The 16,179-nt window shown below is 71.8% G+C and carries 16 protein-coding genes; 6 read left to right on the top strand and 10 right to left on the bottom strand.

The features are described 5' to 3' along the window. Nucleotides 1-52 precede the first annotated feature (52 nt). Together ACWGIS_RS33720 and ACWGIS_RS33715 are read left to right on the top strand one after the other, a co-directional pair. Nucleotides 53-604: a VanZ family protein gene (locus ACWGIS_RS33720; protein ID WP_453366308.1), complete on the top strand. Its 552-nt coding sequence runs from the start codon at nt 53-55 to the stop codon at nt 602-604. Between the two features lie 90 nt (nt 605-694). Beyond that, on the top strand, nt 695-895 hold the full coding sequence (locus tag ACWGIS_RS33715) for a PspC domain-containing protein (protein WP_356172131.1): 201 nt from the start codon (nt 695-697) through the stop codon (nt 893-895). A 195-nt stretch (nt 896-1,090) separates the two neighbouring features. Here ACWGIS_RS33715 and ACWGIS_RS33710 read toward each other — a convergent pair whose 3' ends face one another. Together ACWGIS_RS33710 and ACWGIS_RS33705 are read right to left on the bottom strand one after the other, a co-directional pair. After that, complete coding sequence (locus ACWGIS_RS33710; protein WP_453366307.1) at nt 1,091-1,444, bottom strand: ATP-binding protein; 354 nt, start codon at nt 1,442-1,444, stop codon at nt 1,091-1,093. Nucleotides 1,445-1,579: 135 nt separating this feature from the next. Next, entirely contained in the window at nt 1,580-2,728 is a 1,149-nt protein-coding gene (locus tag ACWGIS_RS33705) for an adenosine deaminase (RefSeq protein ID WP_453366306.1), read from the bottom strand. Nucleotides 2,729-2,841: 113 nt separating this feature from the next. On the opposite strand from ACWGIS_RS33705, the gene ACWGIS_RS33700 reads away from it, so the two are divergent. Further along, entirely contained in the window at nt 2,842-3,603 is a 762-nt protein-coding gene (locus tag ACWGIS_RS33700; RefSeq protein WP_453366305.1) for a prolyl oligopeptidase family serine peptidase, read from the top strand. A gap of 136 nt (nt 3,604-3,739) precedes the next feature. Here the strand turns inward: ACWGIS_RS33700 and ACWGIS_RS33695 are convergent, their stop codons facing one another. Continuing rightward, nucleotides 3,740-4,693, bottom strand: a complete 954-nt coding sequence (locus ACWGIS_RS33695; RefSeq protein ID WP_453366304.1) for a LysR substrate-binding domain-containing protein — start codon at nt 4,691-4,693, stop codon at nt 3,740-3,742. A gap of 62 nt (nt 4,694-4,755) precedes the next feature. Between ACWGIS_RS33695 and ACWGIS_RS33690 the strand changes: the two genes are divergently transcribed. Next, a complete protein-coding gene (locus tag ACWGIS_RS33690) occupies nt 4,756-6,057 on the top strand; it encodes an MFS transporter (RefSeq protein ID WP_453366303.1) in 1,302 nt (433 codons plus the stop codon). Between the two features lie 292 nt (nt 6,058-6,349). Beyond that, entirely contained in the window at nt 6,350-7,354 is a 1,005-nt protein-coding gene (locus ACWGIS_RS33685; protein WP_453366302.1) for a sigma-70 family RNA polymerase sigma factor, read from the top strand. Here the strand turns inward: ACWGIS_RS33685 and ACWGIS_RS33680 are convergent. Beyond that, nucleotides 7,247-7,633 (bottom strand): STAS domain-containing protein, encoded by a 387-nt coding sequence (locus tag ACWGIS_RS33680; protein WP_453366301.1) that lies wholly within the window; start codon nt 7,631-7,633, stop codon nt 7,247-7,249. The two genes, ACWGIS_RS33685 and ACWGIS_RS33680, sit on opposite strands and share 108 nt — an antisense overlap. Before the next feature lie 230 nt (nt 7,634-7,863). Between ACWGIS_RS33680 and ACWGIS_RS33675 the strand changes: the two genes are divergently transcribed. Then, entirely contained in the window at nt 7,864-8,784 is a 921-nt protein-coding gene (locus tag ACWGIS_RS33675) for an AEC family transporter (RefSeq protein WP_453366300.1), read from the top strand. A 64-nt stretch (nt 8,785-8,848) separates the two neighbouring features. On the opposite strand, the gene ACWGIS_RS33670 is transcribed toward ACWGIS_RS33675, so the two are convergent. The 6 genes from ACWGIS_RS33670 to ACWGIS_RS33645 all read right to left on the bottom strand — a co-directional run bounded on the left by ACWGIS_RS33670 (nt 8,849) and on the right by ACWGIS_RS33645 (nt 15,950). Further along, entirely contained in the window at nt 8,849-10,132 is a 1,284-nt protein-coding gene (locus ACWGIS_RS33670) for a thymidine phosphorylase (RefSeq protein ID WP_453366299.1), read from the bottom strand. Nucleotides 10,133-10,189: 57 nt separating this feature from the next. Continuing rightward, nucleotides 10,190-10,615, bottom strand: coding sequence for a cytidine deaminase (locus ACWGIS_RS33665; protein WP_453366298.1), 426 nt, complete (start codon nt 10,613-10,615; stop codon nt 10,190-10,192). Then, nucleotides 10,612-11,877: an ABC transporter permease gene (locus tag ACWGIS_RS33660; RefSeq protein ID WP_453366297.1), complete on the bottom strand. Its 1,266-nt coding sequence runs from the start codon at nt 11,875-11,877 to the stop codon at nt 10,612-10,614. Before ACWGIS_RS33660 ends, ACWGIS_RS33665 begins: the two co-directional genes overlap by 4 nt. Then, nucleotides 11,874-13,004 (bottom strand): ABC transporter permease, encoded by a 1,131-nt coding sequence (locus ACWGIS_RS33655; RefSeq protein WP_453366296.1) that lies wholly within the window; start codon nt 13,002-13,004, stop codon nt 11,874-11,876. The genes ACWGIS_RS33660 and ACWGIS_RS33655 overlap by 4 nt, the downstream gene beginning before the upstream one ends. Beyond that, a complete protein-coding gene (locus ACWGIS_RS33650; protein ID WP_453366295.1) occupies nt 13,004-14,632 on the bottom strand; it encodes an ABC transporter ATP-binding protein in 1,629 nt (542 codons plus the stop codon). Before ACWGIS_RS33650 ends, ACWGIS_RS33655 begins: the two co-directional genes overlap by 1 nt. Nucleotides 14,633-14,903: 271 nt before the next feature. Beyond that, nucleotides 14,904-15,950, bottom strand: a complete 1,047-nt coding sequence (locus tag ACWGIS_RS33645; protein WP_453366294.1) for a BMP family lipoprotein — start codon at nt 15,948-15,950, stop codon at nt 14,904-14,906. Nucleotides 15,951-16,179: the final 229 nt, after the last annotated feature.

The raw sequence follows: 16,179 nt of genomic DNA, 5'->3' as shown, positions 1-16,179 counted from the left end.
GACCCCGGCCCCACCCGGAACCGATCCCACCAACCCCCGCGTCTAGGGGGGCGTGCAGCGTCAAGGTTCGAACGGCGGCAGCGCCGTGATCCGCGTCCGTGCGACAGGAGGTGTCCTCCTCGTCGCCCACCTCGCGCTCGTCGCCTGGATCACGCTGCGCCCGCTGGACGTCCCCTGGGTGAGCGCCGCCAACCTGCGGCCCTTCGCCGGCATCCGGGCCGACCTGGCCCTCACTCCCCAGGAAGCGGCCCGGCGCATCGGCGAGGGCCTCGCCCTGCTGGCCCCGCTGGGCGTCCTGCTCCCCCTCGCCGGCGGCAGACTCACGGTCTCCCCGCTGGCCTCCCTGCTCCGCACGATGACCGCGGGCGCGCTGATCTCCCTGGGCATCGAGCTGTTCCAGACCGGCGTGCCGGGACAGGTCGTGGACATCGACTCGCTGCTGCTGAACACGGTCGGCGTGGCCCTGGCCCACATGGCCGTCGTCCCCGCCGCCCGGGCCCGTCTCCGCCGCAGGGCCGAGACACGGCGCCGCGCGACCGTCCGCCCGGAGGAGGCGCCTCAGGGTCTGACCCCGACGATTCCCAGGGTCGGGATCGCACCGTAGAGCGACGCTTCGCCCGCTTCGTGACCGTAGCTTTGACAGGGATGAGGCAGCCACCGGGGACGCCTCGGCACGGTTCACGAAGGAGCCATGATGACCGCCATTGCCCGCCCCACCCAAGGCCGCATGATCGGCGGAGTGTGCGCAGCGCTGGCGCGGCGCTTCGGTACCTCCGCGACGACGATGCGGGTGATCTTCCTGGTGTCGTGCCTGCTGCCGGGCCCGCAGTTCGTGCTCTACATAGCGCTGTGGTTCCTGTTCCCGTCGGAGGACAAGGCCCGCACGGCCTGGTGACGGCGGGACGGCCGCGAGCCGGGCGGACGGACGGACGGACGCCGAAGGACACGGCACCGCACGGCCACGGCACCGCACGGCCGGAACACCGCTCGCGCAGAACACAGTTGGGGCGCACCCGAAGCCGGGTGCGCCCCCACGTCGTCCGCATGCGGACCGGTCGGCGACCGGAGCCGCGTGCGCGAGGACCGGGCGTCAGCCCAGCGGCACGCCGTTCACGGGCAGGCCGTGCGTCGGCAGTCCCTGGATCGGCAGCCCGCCCAGCAGCCCGGCCACCGGCCCGGTCGGCCCCTCGGCGAGCAGCTGCCCGACGGCGGGCTGCGCGGCGCGGAGGCCCTCGCCCAGCGCGTCCTTGCCCGTCTCCAGCGTGCCGTTCCCGCCGGGCAGCGAGTTGCCGAGGTTCTCGGTCGGCAGCGCCGTGGTGACGGTGTCGAGCGCCGAGGAGGCGTCCGGCATGGCCGGCGCCGCGTTCGCGGCACCGGTGCCCGCGGCGGCGAAGGCGGCACCGAGGGCGGCGACACCGAGGGTCTTGGCAGCAGACTGCTTCATGTTGAATGCGTCCTTGAATGCGTGACGGGGATGTGAGCGGTCCACGACCGTAAACACGCGAACACTCGGCCCGCAAACATCGGAAAGCGGCCGGGTCACCTTCTCCCGACCGCTTTCCGGACCATCGGAGAATCCTTATTCTCCCGCAGAACCGCTGGTGGAGAAGGTCTGCTGGAACAGCCATTCGGATTTCAGCTCGGCATAACCGGGCTTGATCACGTCATTGATCATGGCCAGTCGTTCATCGAAAGGAATGAATGCTGACTTCATCGCATTGACTGAGAACCACTGCATGTCGTCGAGTGAATAACCGAACGCCTCGACAAGGTGCTCGAACTCCCGGCTCATGCTGGTGCCGGACATCAGGCGGTTGTCCGTGTTGACCGTCGCGCGGAAGTGCAGCCGCCGCAGCAGCCCGATGGGGTGGGCGGCGTAGGAGTCGGCGGCCCCGGTCTGCAGGTTGGAGCTGGGGCACAGCTCCAGCGGGATGCGCTTGTCGCGCACGTACGAGGCGAGGCGCCCCAGTTGCACGGAGCCGTCCTCGCGGACCTCGATGTCGTCGATGATCCGCACCCCGTGCCCGAGCCGGTCGGCACCGCACCACTGGAGGGCCTGCCAGATCGAGGGCAGCCCGAACGCCTCGCCCGCGTGGATGGTGAAGTGGTTGTTCTCGCGCTTGAGGTACTCGAAGGCGTCGAGGTGCCGGGTGGGCGGGAACCCGGCCTCCGCGCCGGCGATGTCGAAGCCGACGACGCCCAGATCGCGGTAGCGGTTGGCGAGTTCGGCGATCTCCAGCGCACGGGCCGCGTGCCGCATGGCGGTCAGGAGGGCGCCGACCCGGATCCGGTGCCCGTTCTCACGGGCCCGCTTCTCACCTTCGCGGAAGCCCTCGTTGACGGCCTCGACGACCTCTTCGAGGGCGAGCCCGCCCTCCAGGTGCTGCTCGGGCGCGTACCGGACCTCGGCGTAGACGACACCGTCCTCGGCGAGGTCCTCGGCGCACTCGGCGGCGACCCGGACGAGCGCCTCACGGGTCTGCATGACGGCGCAGGTGTGGGCGAAGGTCTCCAGGTACCGCTCCAGGGAACCGGAGTCGGCGGCCTCGCGGAACCAGACGCCGAGCTTGTCGGGATCGGACTCGGGGAGACCGTCGTAGCCGTTCGCGCGGGCCAGGTCGACGATCGTGCCGGGGCGCAGGCCCCCGTCGAGGTGGTCGTGCAGCAGGACCTTGGGCGCCCGGCGGATCTGCTCCGAGCTCGGGGTGTTCGGGTGCTGGCTCGTCATTTCCGCACTCTAACGCCTACGCGCGTAGATCTCTCGGCACGCCGATCCGCCGATACCCAAAGGTGACCCCCAGGACGGATGGCGTACACCAATGCTTCTGACACTGTTCTGTCATGGCACAGCAAGCGACGCCGGTTCGCAGGGCCCGGCTGGGAAGGGCGCTCGGGCCCGAGCCGACGACGGTGAGCGGAGTGGTGCTGCTGCTCCCGGGCGGCGACGAGACCTCCGACCGCAGACCGTCACCCCTGGTGGCGGCGGCTTCGGTACGAGCGCTGGGACGCCGCCTCACGCAGGCGGGCCGCACCGAGGGGCTGGCGGCCCACGTGGTGCACTACCGCTACCGCGGGTGGAACGGCGCGGAGGCGCATCTGGCCCGCGACGCCGCGTGGGCCGCCGACGAGGTCGTACGGCGCTACGGGGACGTGCCCGTGTGCCTCGCCGGGGTGGACATGGGGGCCCGGGCGGCACTGCGGGCGGCCGGGCACACCGCCGTCAACTCGGTGCTGGCGCTCGCCCCTTGGCTGCCCGAGGAGGACGTGGCGGCGCCACCCGAACCGGTGAAGCACCTGGCGGGCCGACGGGTGCTCATCGTGCACGGCACCAACGACCAGCGCACGGACCCGGAGTTGTCGTTCCGGCTCGCGGCGCGGGCGAAGAAGGCCAACCGCGACATCTGCCGCTTCGAGGTCCACTCGGACGGGCACCACCTGCACCAGCACCGGGCCGAAGTCCACGCGCTCGCCGAGGACTTCGTGATGGGGGCGCTGTTCGCGCGGGGCTTCTCGCGGCCGGTGCAGGACGCGTTCGCCGCGCCGCCGCCGCTGGGCCTGCGGATGCCGCTGGCGGCCGGATTCGGCCGCTCGCTGCGCCGCTAGGCCGGGCCGTCCGGGTCAAGCCGGCGTCGCGGGGTCCGGCCAGCCGGGACGGACCCCGGGCACGGCCCGCCCGACCCGGACGTCGACCCTGACCCTCGCCGCTCAGCGCACGCCTGGGGCGGCCCGCTCCGCTCCCTCAGTCCGGCAGCAGGTGTCCCCGGCGGGAGAGCAGGAACTTCTTGAAGGCCGCCACCGGCGGGGTGTCCGGGCGGCCGTCGAGCCAGGCGACGCCGATCTCGCGGGCCGCACGCGGAGCGGTGACGGCCAGCTCGGCAACTCCCGGGCGGGGCACGGCCGGTGGGGGAAGCAGGGCGACGCCGAGCCCCGCGGCGACCAGCCCGCGGAGCGTCTCCGCCTCCTCGCCCTCGAAGGCGATCCGCGGCCGGAAGCCCGCCTGTTGGCAGAGGTCGTCGGTGATGCGCCGCAGTCCGTAACCCGGTTCGAGGGTCACGAAGGTCTCGTCGGCCGCCTCGGCGAGCCGGACGCGCCGCCGCGCGGCCAGCGGGTGGTCGGCCGGGACCACGAGCCGCAGCTTCTGCTCGTCGAGCCGGCGGCCCACCAGATCGGGCGCGTCCGGCACCGGCGAGGTCAGACACAGGTCCAGCTCGCCCGAGCGCAGCCGTTCGATCATCGCCTCGCCGTAGTTCTGGACGAGACTGAAGCGGACGCGCGGATGGTCGGCGCGGAAGGCGCGGATGAGCGCGGGCACCGTCTCGGAGCCCATGGTGTGCAGGAACCCGAAGGCGACCTTGCCGGTGGCGGGGTCGGCGTCGGCCCGCACCTCCTCGGCGGCGCGCTCGATCTCCGCGAGCGCCCGCTCGACGGACCCGAGGAACGTACGGCCGGCCGGCGTGAGCGCGACGGTCCGGCCGCGGCGGGCGAACAGCTCGACCCCGAGGTCCTGTTCCAGGCGCACCATCGCCCGGGACAGGGTGGACTGCGGGACCTGCATCTCCTGGGCGGCGCGCGTGACGTGCTCGGTGCGGGCGACCCCGGCGAAGTACGCGAGCCGCGGAGCGAGCACCGCCACGATGTCTTCTGTGTCACTGGACGGTGACAGGTGAGCCTCTGACCTCTGCTGATGCGCCATGGGAACGATTATGGGGTTTCCGTGCATTGGACGGATGAATCACGGCTGCCTACGTTCGAGGCATGCCTTCCGCCAGTACCGGGGCGTCCACCACCGTGGGCGCCGTCCCGTCCGTCCCCGCTCCCGACACATCCGCACCCCACGCGCCCGACGCGCGCATGGCCCCCGGCGGCCCCGGTTACCGCCGGATGAGCCTCGCCCTCTTCCTCGCGGGCGTCGCGACCTTCGCGCTCCTCTACTCGACGCAGGCTCTCCTGCCCCTCGTCTCGGGCGACTTCGGCGTCAGCGCGAGCGAGGCCAGCTGGACGGTGTCGGCGGCGACCGGCGCGCTGGCGCTGTTCGTACTGCCGATGAGCGCGCTGTCGGAGCGGTTCGGGCGGCGGACGATGATGACGGCGTCGCTGGCCGTCGCCGTGACCGTCGGCCTGCTGGTCCCCTTCGCCCCCTCGCTCGGCGCCCTGGTCGCCCTGCGGGCGGTGCAGGGCGCGGCGCTGGCGGGGCTGCCCGCGTCGGCTACCGCGTATCTGGCCGAGGAGGTCCAGCCGAAGGCGCTGATCACGGCGATCGGCCTGTTCGTGGCGGGCAACAGCGTCGGCGGGATGAGCGGCCGCGTCATCACCGGCTGGGTCGCGCAGGAGTGGGGCTGGCGGGTCGCCGTCGGGGTGATCGGCGTGCTCGCGGTGGCCTGCGCGGTCGCCTTCCGGCTGCTGCTGCCGGCGCCGCGGCACTTCACCCCGGGGTCGCTGCGGCCCCGGGTGCTGGCCCGCACGGTCCGCGACCACCTGGCGAACCCGCTGCTGTGCCGGCTGTACGCGATCGGCGCGCTGTTCATGACGGTGTTCGGCGCGGTCTACACGGTGATCGGCTACCGCCTCACCGAGGCGCCGTTCTCGCTGCCCCAGGGCATCGTCGGCTCGGTCTTCCTGGTCTACCTGGTCGGCACGGTGTCCGCCTCGACGGCGGGCGGCCTGGTCGCCCGGCTGGGCCGGCGCGGCTCCCTGTACCTGGCGGGCGGCACGACGGCGGCAGGGCTGCTGCTGTCCCTCGCCGGGTCCCTGCCGCTGGTCCTGCTCGGTCTGGTCCTGATCACCGCGGGCTTCTTCGCCGGTCACGCGGTGGCGTCCTCCGCGGTGAGCCACACGGCCACGCGCGGCCGGGCCCAGGCGTCGGCGCTGTACCAGTCCGCCTACTACGTGGGCTCCAGCGCGGGCAGCACGCTCGGCGCGGTCGCCTTCCACACGGGCGGCTGGGCCGGGACGGTGGGGCTCGGGCTGCTGGCGGTGCTCGGCGTCGTGTCGGTGACGGTGTTCGGCTCCCGCGCGGCCCGTGTCTCGTCCCGTCGCGGGCCGGCCCTGGCCCGCTGAGTCCGGCGCCGGGGCCCGCTGAGTCCGGCCTCCGGGGTCCGCTGAGGCCCGCCCCCCGGGGCCGGAGATCGCGTCCACCGCGGTCCGGGGAGCGCGGCCACCACGGTCCGGGGAGCGCGGCCACCGCGGCCGTACTCCCGCCCGGGACGGCGGGGGCGCGGGAACGGCGTTCCTCACACCCCCCTCCCACCTGGGACTTCGTCACTCCGGGGGCCATTGTCAGTGGGCTGCGGTAGCTTCCGAAGTGCTGGCGCGAAGGTGCGACGGACAGAGCCACAGGGGTGGGTTGGCGATGAGTGACGGTACGGCGACGGCGGACCTGGACGTCCGGCTGGAGAAGCACAGGACCGAGCTGACCGGGTACTGCTACCGGATGCTCGGCTCCTCCTTCGAGGCCGAGGACGCCGTGCAGGACACGATGGTCCGCGCCTGGCGCAGCTACGACAAGTTCGAGGGCCGCTCCTCGATGCGCTCCTGGCTCTACCGGATCGCCACGAACGTCTGCCTGGACATGCTGAACGCGGGCAACCGAAGGGCTCGCCCCATGGACCTGACCGGCCCCTCGCCCCTGGACCGGGCGGCCCTGAACCCCCGCCCGGACCACACGTGGCTGGAGCCCGTGCCCGACGCGCGCGTGCTCCCGGCGGTCACCGACCCGGCGGAGGCGGCGGTGGCCAAGGAGTCGGTGCGCCTCGCCTTCATGGCGGCGCTCCAGCAGCTGCCGCCCAAGCAGCGGGCCGTGCTCATCCTGCGCGAGGTCCTGGCGTGGAAGGCGAGCGAGGTCGCGGAGCTGCTCGGCACCACGGTCGCCTCGGTCAACAGCGCGCTCCAGCGGGCCCGCGCGACGCTCGCCGAGAGCGCGGGCGAAGGCGCCGAGGCCGCCGTCTCCGACCCCCTGGACGAGGAGCAGCAGAAGCTCCTGGAGCGCTACGTCGCCGCCTTCGAGGGGTACGACATGACGGCGCTGACGGCCCTGCTGCACGAAGACGCGATCATGACGATGCCGCCGTTCGACCTGTGGCTGCGCGGCACGGACGACATCACCGGCTTCATGACGACGCTGGGCGCGGCCTGCGCGGGCTCGCGCCTGCTGCCGGTCGAGGTCAACGGCCTGCCGGGCTTCGCGCAGTACAAGCCGGACCCGGAATCGGACGGCTTCGTGCCGTGGGCGGTGCAGGCGCTGGAGATCTCAAAGGGGCGCATCACCGGGTTCCACTGCTTCCTGGACACCGCCCGCTGGTTCCCGCTCTTCGGGCTCCCCCTCCGACTCGAAGCGGAGACCGACCAGGTCGAGTAGGGCCCTGAGCGCGGGGTCCGCGTTCCGCAGGCGTATCCGCCCGCCGTGCCGGCGGGCGGTGAGCTGGAGTCTGGCCAGGGCGTCGACGGCCGCCAGGCCCGGCGGCCCGAGCCCCGCGACGTCGCAGACCACGACCCCGGCCCCGGTCACCTCCAGCTGTGCGCGCACGCGGGCGCAGAGCCGGGGCACCTCGTCACGGGAGACGGGGCCCGGCAGCGCGAGTACGGCGGGTGTCGTGGCGTCCACCTTCAGTAGACCGGCGAAGGGCGCGGAACTCATCGGGGCGGCGCCGGACCGGTGCCGGCACCGAAGTGGACTCGCCCGCCCCCCGGTCGTCGTCGGCGCCGGTCGGCGTCCGCACCGCACCCACGCCCCGTACCCCACGGCGCACACCCACGACAGAGATCACATTGACCTGGGACCGGCCCTCCCCGGAGGGTTGGTTGTATGCCCCATAGATCAGCTCCCTCCGTGCCGCGCGACGGCCTCCTCGTCCCGGCGGGGGTGTCGTGCGAGGGGTGCTGACGGGTTTCGGTGTCATCGCCGCCGTCATCGCGGTCGGCTACGTCATCGGCCGCCGCGGACACCTCGGGGCGAACGGGCGCGAGGTCCTGACCAAGCTCGCGTTCCACGTGGCCTCGCCCGCGCTGCTGTTCACGACGCTCGCCGGGGCCGACCTGTCGGTGGTCTTCTCCAGCCGGCTGCTGGTCACGGCGATGAGCACGGCGGTGGCGGCCGGCGTCTTCGTCGCGGTGGGCGCCGTGCGCCGGTGGGGTGTCGGGCGCACGACCATCGGCGCCCTGTGCTCCAGCTACGTCAACAGCGGCAACCTGGGCATCCCGATCGCGGTGTACGTCCTCGGCGACGCCTCGCTGGTGGCACCCGTGCTGCTGTTCCAGCTCATCGGGGTGACCCCGGTCGCGCTGACCGTGCTGGACCTGGCCGGCCGGGACGGCAAGGCCCCGCTGTGGCAGCGCCTGCTCACACCGCTGCGCAACCCCATAGCGGTCGGCTCGCTCGCCGGGGTCGCCGTGTCGGCGAGCGGACTGGAGGTGCCGGGGCCGGTCCTCGACCCGATCATCCTGATCGGGAACATGTCGGTGCCCGCGGTGCTGCTGGCGTTCGGCATCTCGCTCTGCGGCAGCACCCTGCCCGGCCGCGGCCCGGACCGGCACCCGGTGCTGCTCTCGGTCGCCCTGAAGTCGGCGGGGCAGCCCCTGGCGGCCTGGGCGCTGGCCGCCGGGGTGTTCGGGCTCAAGGGGGCGCCCCTGCTCGACGTGGTCGTCACCTCGGCGCTGCCCGCCGCGCAGAACCTCTTCACCTACGCCTCCCGCTACGGGACCGGCGAGGCCCTCGCGCGCGAGTCGATCCTGCTGTCGACGATCGTGTCCGTGCCGGTGCTGGTGCTGATCGCCGCGCTCCTCGGCTGACCCGCCCGGACAGCCGGAAGGGGGCCGGCGCCGGAGCACCGGCCCCCTTCCGGGGACGTACGGATCAGGCGATGCGCTCCAGCACGATCGGGGCCGGCGTGAAGTCCGTGCCCGCGGCGGCGATGTCGTACGAGCCCTCGACCGCCTCCAGGGCGTACGCGAAGCGCTCGGGGGTGTCGGTGTGCAGGGTGAGCAGCGGCTGGCCGGCCGTGACGGTGTCACCGGGCTTGGCGTGCAGCTCGATACCCGCGGCGGCCTGCACCGGGTCCTCCTTGCGCGCGCGTCCGGCGCCCAGGCGCCAGGCGCCCACGCCGATGTCGTAGGCGTCCAGGCGGGTCAGCACACCGGAGGACGGGGCCGTGACGACGTGCTGCTCGCGCGAGGTCGGCAGCGGGGCGTCCGGGTCACCGCCCTGCGCGGCGATCATGCGGCGCCAGGCGTCCATGGCGGAGCCGTCGGCGAGCGCCTTCGCCGGGTCGGCGTCCTTGACCCCCGCCGCGTCGAGCATCTCGCGGGCCAGCGCGAGGGTCAGCTCGACGACGTCCGCCGGACCGCCGCCGGCCAGCACCTCGACGGACTCCCGGACTTCGAGGGCGTTGCCCGCGGTCAGGCCGAGCGGGGTCGACATGTCGGTGAGCAGCGCGACCGTCTTCACGCCGTGGTCGGTGCCGAGGCCCACCATCGTGGAGGCGAGTTCGCGGGCGTCCTCGATGGTCTTCATGAAGGCGCCGGTGCCGACCTTCACGTCCAGGACCAGCGAACCGGTGCCCTCGGCGATCTTCTTCGACATGATCGAGGAGGCGATCAGCGGGATGGCCTCGACGGTGCCGGTGACGTCGCGCAGGGCGTACAGCTTCTTGTCGGCGGGCGCGAGGCCGTCGCCGGCGGCGCAGATGACCGAGCCGACCCGGTCCAGGACGGAGAGCATCTCCTCGTTGGAGAGCAGCGCCCGCCAGCCGGGGATCGACTCCAGCTTGTCGAGGGTGCCGCCGGTGTGGCCGAGGCCGCGTCCCGACAGCTGCGGGACCGCCGCGCCGCAGGCCGCGACGAGGGGCGCGAGCGGCAGCGTGATCTTGTCGCCGACGCCGCCGGTGGAGTGCTTGTCGGCGGTGGGGCGGGACAGCGAGGAGAAGTCCATGCGCTCGCCGGAGGCGATCATCGCGGCGGTCCAGCGGCTGATCTCGCGGCGGTTCATGCCGTTGAGCAGGATCGCCATGTTGAGGGCGGCCATCTGGTAGTCGGCGACCTCGCCGCGGGTGTACGCGTCGATGACCCAGTCGATCTGCTCGTCGCTGAACTCGCCGCGGTCCCGCTTGGTGCGGATGACGGAGATGGCGTCCATGGCCATGGCTTTCCTTCCGAAGAGCAGCGGCCCCTCCGGACAGTCCGGAGGGGCCGCGGAGAGTTACTTGGTGAGGTGCTCCGGCCCGAAGGCCTGCGGGAGCATCTCGGAGAGCGGCAGGATCCCCGCGGGCGTCTCCAGCAGCAGGTCCGGCCCGCCGAACTCGAAGAGCAGCTGCCGGCAGCGCCCGCACGGCACGAGGATCTCGCCGTGGCCGTCGACGCACGTGAAGTGGGTCAGCCGGCCGCCGCCGGTGTTCTGGAGCTGGGAGACCAGACCGCACTCGGCGCACAGCCCGAGGCCGTACGAGGCGTTCTCGACGTTGCAGCCGGAGACCGTGCGCCCGTCGTCGACGAGGGCCGCGACCCCGACCGGGTAGCCCGAGTAGGGGGCGTACGCCCGGGACATGGCGTCCCGGGCGATCTCGCGCAGGGCGTCCCAGTCGGCCTCGGGCCGGCTGTTCCCGGGAGCGTCCCCGGCCGGCGTCACTTGCCCTGCCCCTTGCGGTAGGGCAGGCCGTCCGCCTTCGGCATCCGCAGGCGCTGCGCGGACAGGGACAGCACGAGCAGGGTGATCACGTACGGCGTGGCGGAGACGACCTGGTTCGGCACCTCGTTGGTGCCGGCGTACCAGGCGAAGACCAGCGCGCCGACGACGAGGGTGATCACGGCCTGGACGTACTTCTTGCGGATCACCAGCCAGACCGCGCCGATGACCAGCAGGATCGCGCCGAGCAGCAGCAGCGCGTGGACGTTCGCCGAGCCGCCGCGCAGGTTGAGGCTGTCGGTGTAGCCGAACAGGCCCGCGCCGAGGGCGAGTCCGCCCGGCATCCAGTTGCCGAAGATCATCGCCGCGAGGCCGATGTAGCCGCGGCCGCTGGTCTGTCCCTCCAGGTAGAAGGGGTTGGCGACGATCGAGAGGAAGACGCCGCCGAGGCCGGCCAGGCCACCGGAGATGATCACGGCGAGGTACTTGTACTTGTAGACGTTCACGCCGAGGGACTCGGCCGCGACCGGGTTCTCGCCGCAGGACCGCAGGCGCAGGCCGAACGGGGTGCGCCACAGGATCCACCAGGTCCCGGGGATCAGCGCGATGGCGATCAGGGTCAGCCAGGAGACGTTGGTGACCAGGCCGCCGAGCAGGCCCGCGATGTCCGAGAGGAAGAACCAGCCCTTGCCGTTGAGGGTGGTCAGCCAGTCGGAGAGCCCGGGGACCGTGAAGTGGCCCAGGGACTCGACGGGCGGGGACTGCTTGGCCGAACCGCCCTGGACGCCCTCGAAGGCGAGCGGGGACAGGTAGCGGGTGGCGCCGAGGGCCAGGATGTTGATGGCCACACCGGAGACGATGTGGTTGACGTTGAAGGTGACCGTGATGATCGCGTGCAGCAGGCCGCCGAGGCAGCCGCCGACGATGCCGACCAGGACACCGGTCCACGGGCCCCACTGGTAGCCGGCCCAGGCGCCGAACCAGGTGCCGAGGATCATCATGCCCTCGAGGCCGATGTTGACGACGCCCGCGCGCTCGGCCCACAGACCGCCGAGACCGGCCAGGCCGATCGGGACGGCGAGCTGGAGCGCGGTGGACATCTGGCTGACGTTGGTGATGCCGTCGGCGCCGGTGATGATGCGCACGATCGACGTCAGCGCCAGGCCGCCCGCGATGACGAGCAGGAGGACGGGGAGCGTCAGCCGGCGGCCGCCGGGTGCTGCGGGCTGCAGCGAGGGCTGGTTGACAGCGGTTGCGGTGGTCATCGGCCAGCCACCTCCTTCTTGGTGTCGTTGTCAGAGGAGGCGCCGAGGACGTTGCCCGCGGCGAGTTCCGCGCCGACCCGGCGCTGCTGGCGGCGCAGACCCCACTCGCGCACGGCCTCGTACGAGACCACGACCGCGATCACGATCAGGCCCTGCATGATGACCGCGATCTCCTTGTCGTACCCGTGGAAGTCGAGTTCGGGAGAGGCCTTGTCGAGCCAGGCCCAGAGCAGGGCCGCGAAGGCGATGCCGGTCGGGCTGTTGCGGCCGAGCAGGGCGATGCCGATGCCGAGGAAGCCGATGCCGGTCGGGAAGTTCAGGCTGAACGTGTGGGTGGAGCCGAGCAGGATCGGCAGGCCGGCGAGGCCCGCGATGCCGCCGGAGACCAGCATGGCGGTGAGCACCATGCGCTTGGGGTCCACTCCGCTGGCCGCGGCGGCGCTCTCCGAGGCGCCCGAGGCGCGCAGGTCGAAGCCGAAACGGGTGCGGTTGAGGACGACCCAGTAGCCGATGCCGAGCACCACCGCGAGGACGACCATGCCGTAGATCTCGCCGGCGTCGCCCATGTCGAAGCCGGGCACCCAGCCCGACTCGTGCATCTCGCCGGTGGTGTTGTTGTTGCCGACCTTGACGCCGAAGACGTCGGGCAGCCACATGTAGGCGATGAGCGCGGTCGCGATCGCGTTGAGCATGATCGTCGCGACGACCTCGCTGACACCCCGGGTGACCTTCAGGACACCGGCGATGCCGGACCAGAAGGCGCCGGTGAGGATCGCGGTGAGGATCAGCAGCGGGACCTGCAGCACGGCCGGCAGCGCGACGTGCGCGCCGACGATCGCGGCCATCATGGCGGCCAGCTGGTACTGGCCGTCCACACCGATGTTGAACAGGTTCATGCGGAAGCCGATGGCCACCGCCAGCGCCGCGATGTAGTACAGCGAGGCCTGGTTGATGATCAGGACCTGGATGTCCGAGAACGTGGCCTGCTCGAACATGAGCGTGTAGGGCTCGATCGGGTTCTTCCCCGAGGCGAGCAGCACGACCGAGGTCAGTGCCACGGCCACGACGAGCGCGATGACCGGTCCGGCCACCGCGAGGAGCACGCGCTCCTTGTCGAACTTCTTCATCAGCGGGCCTCGTCTTCCGGGGCGTCTGCCTGCTCTTCGAGCTGCTCTGCGAGCTCTTCGTTCTCGAGGTGTCCGGAGGCGGCGCCGGTCATGGCCGAGCCGAGCTCCTCCGGGGTGATGGTGGCCGGGTCGGCGTCCGCGACCAGTTTGCCGTTGTAGATCACCCGGAGCGTGTCGGAGAGGCCGATCAGCTCGTCCAGGTCGGCGGAGATCAGCAGGACGGCGAGGCCCTCGCGGCGGGCCGCGCGGATCTGGTCCCAGATCTGGGCCTGCGCGCCGACGTCCACACCGCGGGTGGGGTGGGCGGCGATGAGGAAGCGCGGATTGTGGCTCATCTCCCGGCCGACGATCAGCTTCTGCTGGTTGCCGCCGGAGAGGGAGGCCGCGGTGACGTCGATGCCGGGGGTGCGGACGTCGTACTCCTCGACGATCCGGCGGGTGTCGGCCTGGGCGCCCTTCGGGTCCAGCCAGACGCCCTTGGCGTTGGGCCGTTCGGTGACGTGGCCGAGGATGCGGTTCTCCCAGAGGGGGGCCTCCAGGAGCAGGCCGTGCCGGTGGCGGTCCTCGGGGATGTAGCCGATGCCGCCCTCGCGGCGCTTGCGCGTCGCCCAGGCGGTGATGTCCTCGCCCGCGAAGCGGATGACGCCGGAGTCGGCGCCCTTGAGGCCGATCAGCGCGTCGATGAGCTCGGTCTGGCCGTTGCCCTCGACCCCGGCGATGCCCATCACCTCGCCGGCGTGGATGGTGAAGGAGACGTGGTCGAGCACGAGCCGCACGGCGCCGCGCTCCACCTGGTCCATGAGCAGGCTCGCCGAGCCCTTGCCCGTCGTCACCGAACCCTTGGCGAGGACGGTCAGGTCCTCGACCTCGATCACGGCGCGGTCGGTGACCGTCGACTCCGCGGTCTCCGGGGTCGGCAGCTCGCTGCCGACCATCAGCTCGGCGAGCTGACGGGGGGTGGTCTCGGCGGGGACGGCGGTGCCGACGGTCGTGCCGCGGCGGATCACCGTGATGTCGTCGGCGACCGACAGGACCTCGCCCAGCTTGTGCGAGATGAAGATGACCGACAGGCCCTCGGCCTTGAGCTCGCGCAGGTTGGCGAAGAGGGCGTCGACCTCCTGCGGGACGAGCACCGCGGTGGGCTCGTCCAGGATCAGGATGCGGGCGCCGCGGTAGAGGACCTTGAGGATCTCCACGCGCTGGCGGTCGGCGACCCCGAGCTCCTCGACCAGGACGTCGGGGCGGACCCCGAGGCCGTAGCGCTCGGAGAGCTCCACGATCTTGCGGCGGGCCCGGCCGCCGATGCCGAACAGCTTCTCGCTGCCCAGCACCACGTTCTCCAGGACCGTGAGGTTGTCGGCCAGCATGAAGTGCTGGTGGACCATGCCGATGCCGCGGGCGATGGCGTCGGCGGGCGACGAGAAGGCGACCTGCGTCCCGTCGACGGCGATGGTGCCCTCGTCCGGCTTCTGCATGCCGTAGAGGATCTTCATCAGCGTCGACTTGCCGGCGCCGTTCTCACCGACGAGGGCGTGGACCGTGCCCTTGCGGACCTTGAGGTGGATGTCGTGGTTGGCCACGACGCCGGGGAAACGCTTGGTGATCCCGGCGAGTTCGACAGCGGTCACCTGACCGTCGACCACGTCGGCCGGAGGGCTGCTTGACGCGTTGATGGCGCACTCTCCTGAGGGAAAGGGGGTCGTCTACGCGCGTAGCGCCCCTACGGCAACGAAAGGGGCGCCGCGCCGCGAGAACGGGATACGGAGGGCAGGACTCTCCGTATCCCGTTGAGCGGACGTAACCCCGCGGTTACTGAGCGGCTCCGGGGAGGTGCGGGCGGTGTGGAGCACCCGTCCGCACTCCCCCGGAGCCCCAAAGCTGCTCCTGAGGTCCTGCTCGTCAGCTGGTCTTGACCTTGATCTCGCCGCTGATGATCTTCTCCTTGGCCGCCTCGACGGCCTCCTGGACGGCGGTGTTGCTCTTGTACTGCGGGTTGGAGTCGGCGAGGCCCACCTCACCGGACTTCAGATCGCCCCTGACGATACCGCTCTCGGGCTTGCCGTCCTCGACCGACTTCGCGAGGTTGTACACCGCCTTGGCGACGTCCTTGGTGGCCGAGGTCAGGATGGCGCCCTTGTACTTGGCGAGGGCTTCCTGGCGGTACTGGTCGGAGTCGACGCCGATGGCCCACACCTTGTTGGCGGCGGCGGCCTCGATGACGCCCTGACCGGAGAGCCCGGCCGCCGCGTAGACGACGTCGGCCTTCTTCTCGATCTGGCCCTCGGCGGCCGTCTTGCCCTTGTCGGGGCTGGAGAAGCCGCCCTCGTCCGCCGTCTGGGTGAGGTACTGGGACAGCACCTTGACGCCGGGCTTGGTGTCCTTGACGCCCTGCGCGAAGCCGGCCTGGAACTTGTGGATCAGCGGGATGTCCACGCCGCCCACGAAGCCGACCGTGTCCGTCTTGGTGGCCTTGGCGGCGGCGACGCCCGCGAGGTAGGACGCCTCCTGCTCGGAGAAGACCAGGTCCGCGACGTTCTTCGCCTCGATGGTGGAGTCGTCGACGATGCCGAAGGTGGTGTCCGGGTACTTGGCCGCGGCCTCCTTGACGGCCGGCGCGTACGCGTAGCCGATGCCGACGACCGGGTTGTAGCCCTGCTTGGCCAGCGAGACCAGGCGCTGGGTCTTGTCCGCGTCCGTCTCACCGTCCGTGGGCTCGACGTCGGCCGTCTTGTAGCCGAACTCCTTCTTCGCCTTCTCCAGGCCCGCGAACGCCGCGTCGTTGAAGGACTGGTCGCCCTTGCCGCCGACGTCGTAGGCGATGGCGAGGCCCTTGTCGCCCTTCGAGTCCGACGAGCCGGAGGTCGAGGTGCCTCCGCACGCGGAGAGGGCGAGGGCGAGAGAGGCGGTCGCAGCGCCTGCGAGCGCGATGCGGGGAACCCGGCGCATGAGTTGTGCTCCTGTCGTACAAGCGCCTGGCGGATCGTCTTCGGCGCTGGCTTCGCCGCAGATTAACGCGCGTAGACCAACTAGAAAACCCCTTCTGTCCACCTTGTTATGCGGCTGTGCCCGACGCCACCTGTTCGCCCGTCGAAGGCTTGCCGACCGCAAAGGGGCGGTGGCGTTGGGTGACCCCCGGGCGCCACGACGGAGCGGGCGGGCACCTGGGGTGCCCGCC

This window comes from Streptomyces sp. NPDC054842, from assembly GCF_053611025.1.
This window is presented reverse-complemented; position numbering and strand designations above follow the sequence as displayed.

What these genes read in the sequence shown, in the direction of transcription:
- ACWGIS_RS33715 (WP_356172131.1), top strand. Translation starts at nt 695, where the DNA reads ATGACCGCCATTGCCCGCCCCACCCAAGGCCGCATGATCGGCGGAGTG.
- ACWGIS_RS33710 (WP_453366307.1), bottom strand. Translation starts at nt 1,444, where the DNA reads ATGAAGCAGTCTGCTGCCAAGACCCTCGGTGTCGCCGCCCTCGGTGCC.
- ACWGIS_RS33705 (WP_453366306.1), bottom strand. Translation starts at nt 2,728, where the DNA reads ATGACGAGCCAGCACCCGAACACCCCGAGCTCGGAGCAGATCCGCCGG.
- ACWGIS_RS33700 (WP_453366305.1), top strand. Translation starts at nt 2,842, where the DNA reads ATGGCACAGCAAGCGACGCCGGTTCGCAGGGCCCGGCTGGGAAGGGCG.
- ACWGIS_RS33695 (WP_453366304.1), bottom strand. Translation starts at nt 4,693, where the DNA reads ATGGCGCATCAGCAGAGGTCAGAGGCTCACCTGTCACCGTCCAGTGAC.
- ACWGIS_RS33690 (WP_453366303.1), top strand. Translation starts at nt 4,756, where the DNA reads ATGCCTTCCGCCAGTACCGGGGCGTCCACCACCGTGGGCGCCGTCCCG.
- ACWGIS_RS33685 (WP_453366302.1), top strand. Translation starts at nt 6,350, where the DNA reads ATGAGTGACGGTACGGCGACGGCGGACCTGGACGTCCGGCTGGAGAAG.
- ACWGIS_RS33680 (WP_453366301.1), bottom strand. Translation starts at nt 7,633, where the DNA reads ATGAGTTCCGCGCCCTTCGCCGGTCTACTGAAGGTGGACGCCACGACA.
- ACWGIS_RS33670 (WP_453366299.1), bottom strand. Translation starts at nt 10,132, where the DNA reads ATGGCCATGGACGCCATCTCCGTCATCCGCACCAAGCGGGACCGCGGC.
- ACWGIS_RS33660 (WP_453366297.1), bottom strand. Translation starts at nt 11,877, where the DNA reads ATGACCACCGCAACCGCTGTCAACCAGCCCTCGCTGCAGCCCGCAGCA.
- ACWGIS_RS33655 (WP_453366296.1), bottom strand. Translation starts at nt 13,004, where the DNA reads ATGAAGAAGTTCGACAAGGAGCGCGTGCTCCTCGCGGTGGCCGGACCG.
- ACWGIS_RS33645 (WP_453366294.1), bottom strand. Translation starts at nt 15,950, where the DNA reads ATGCGCCGGGTTCCCCGCATCGCGCTCGCAGGCGCTGCGACCGCCTCT.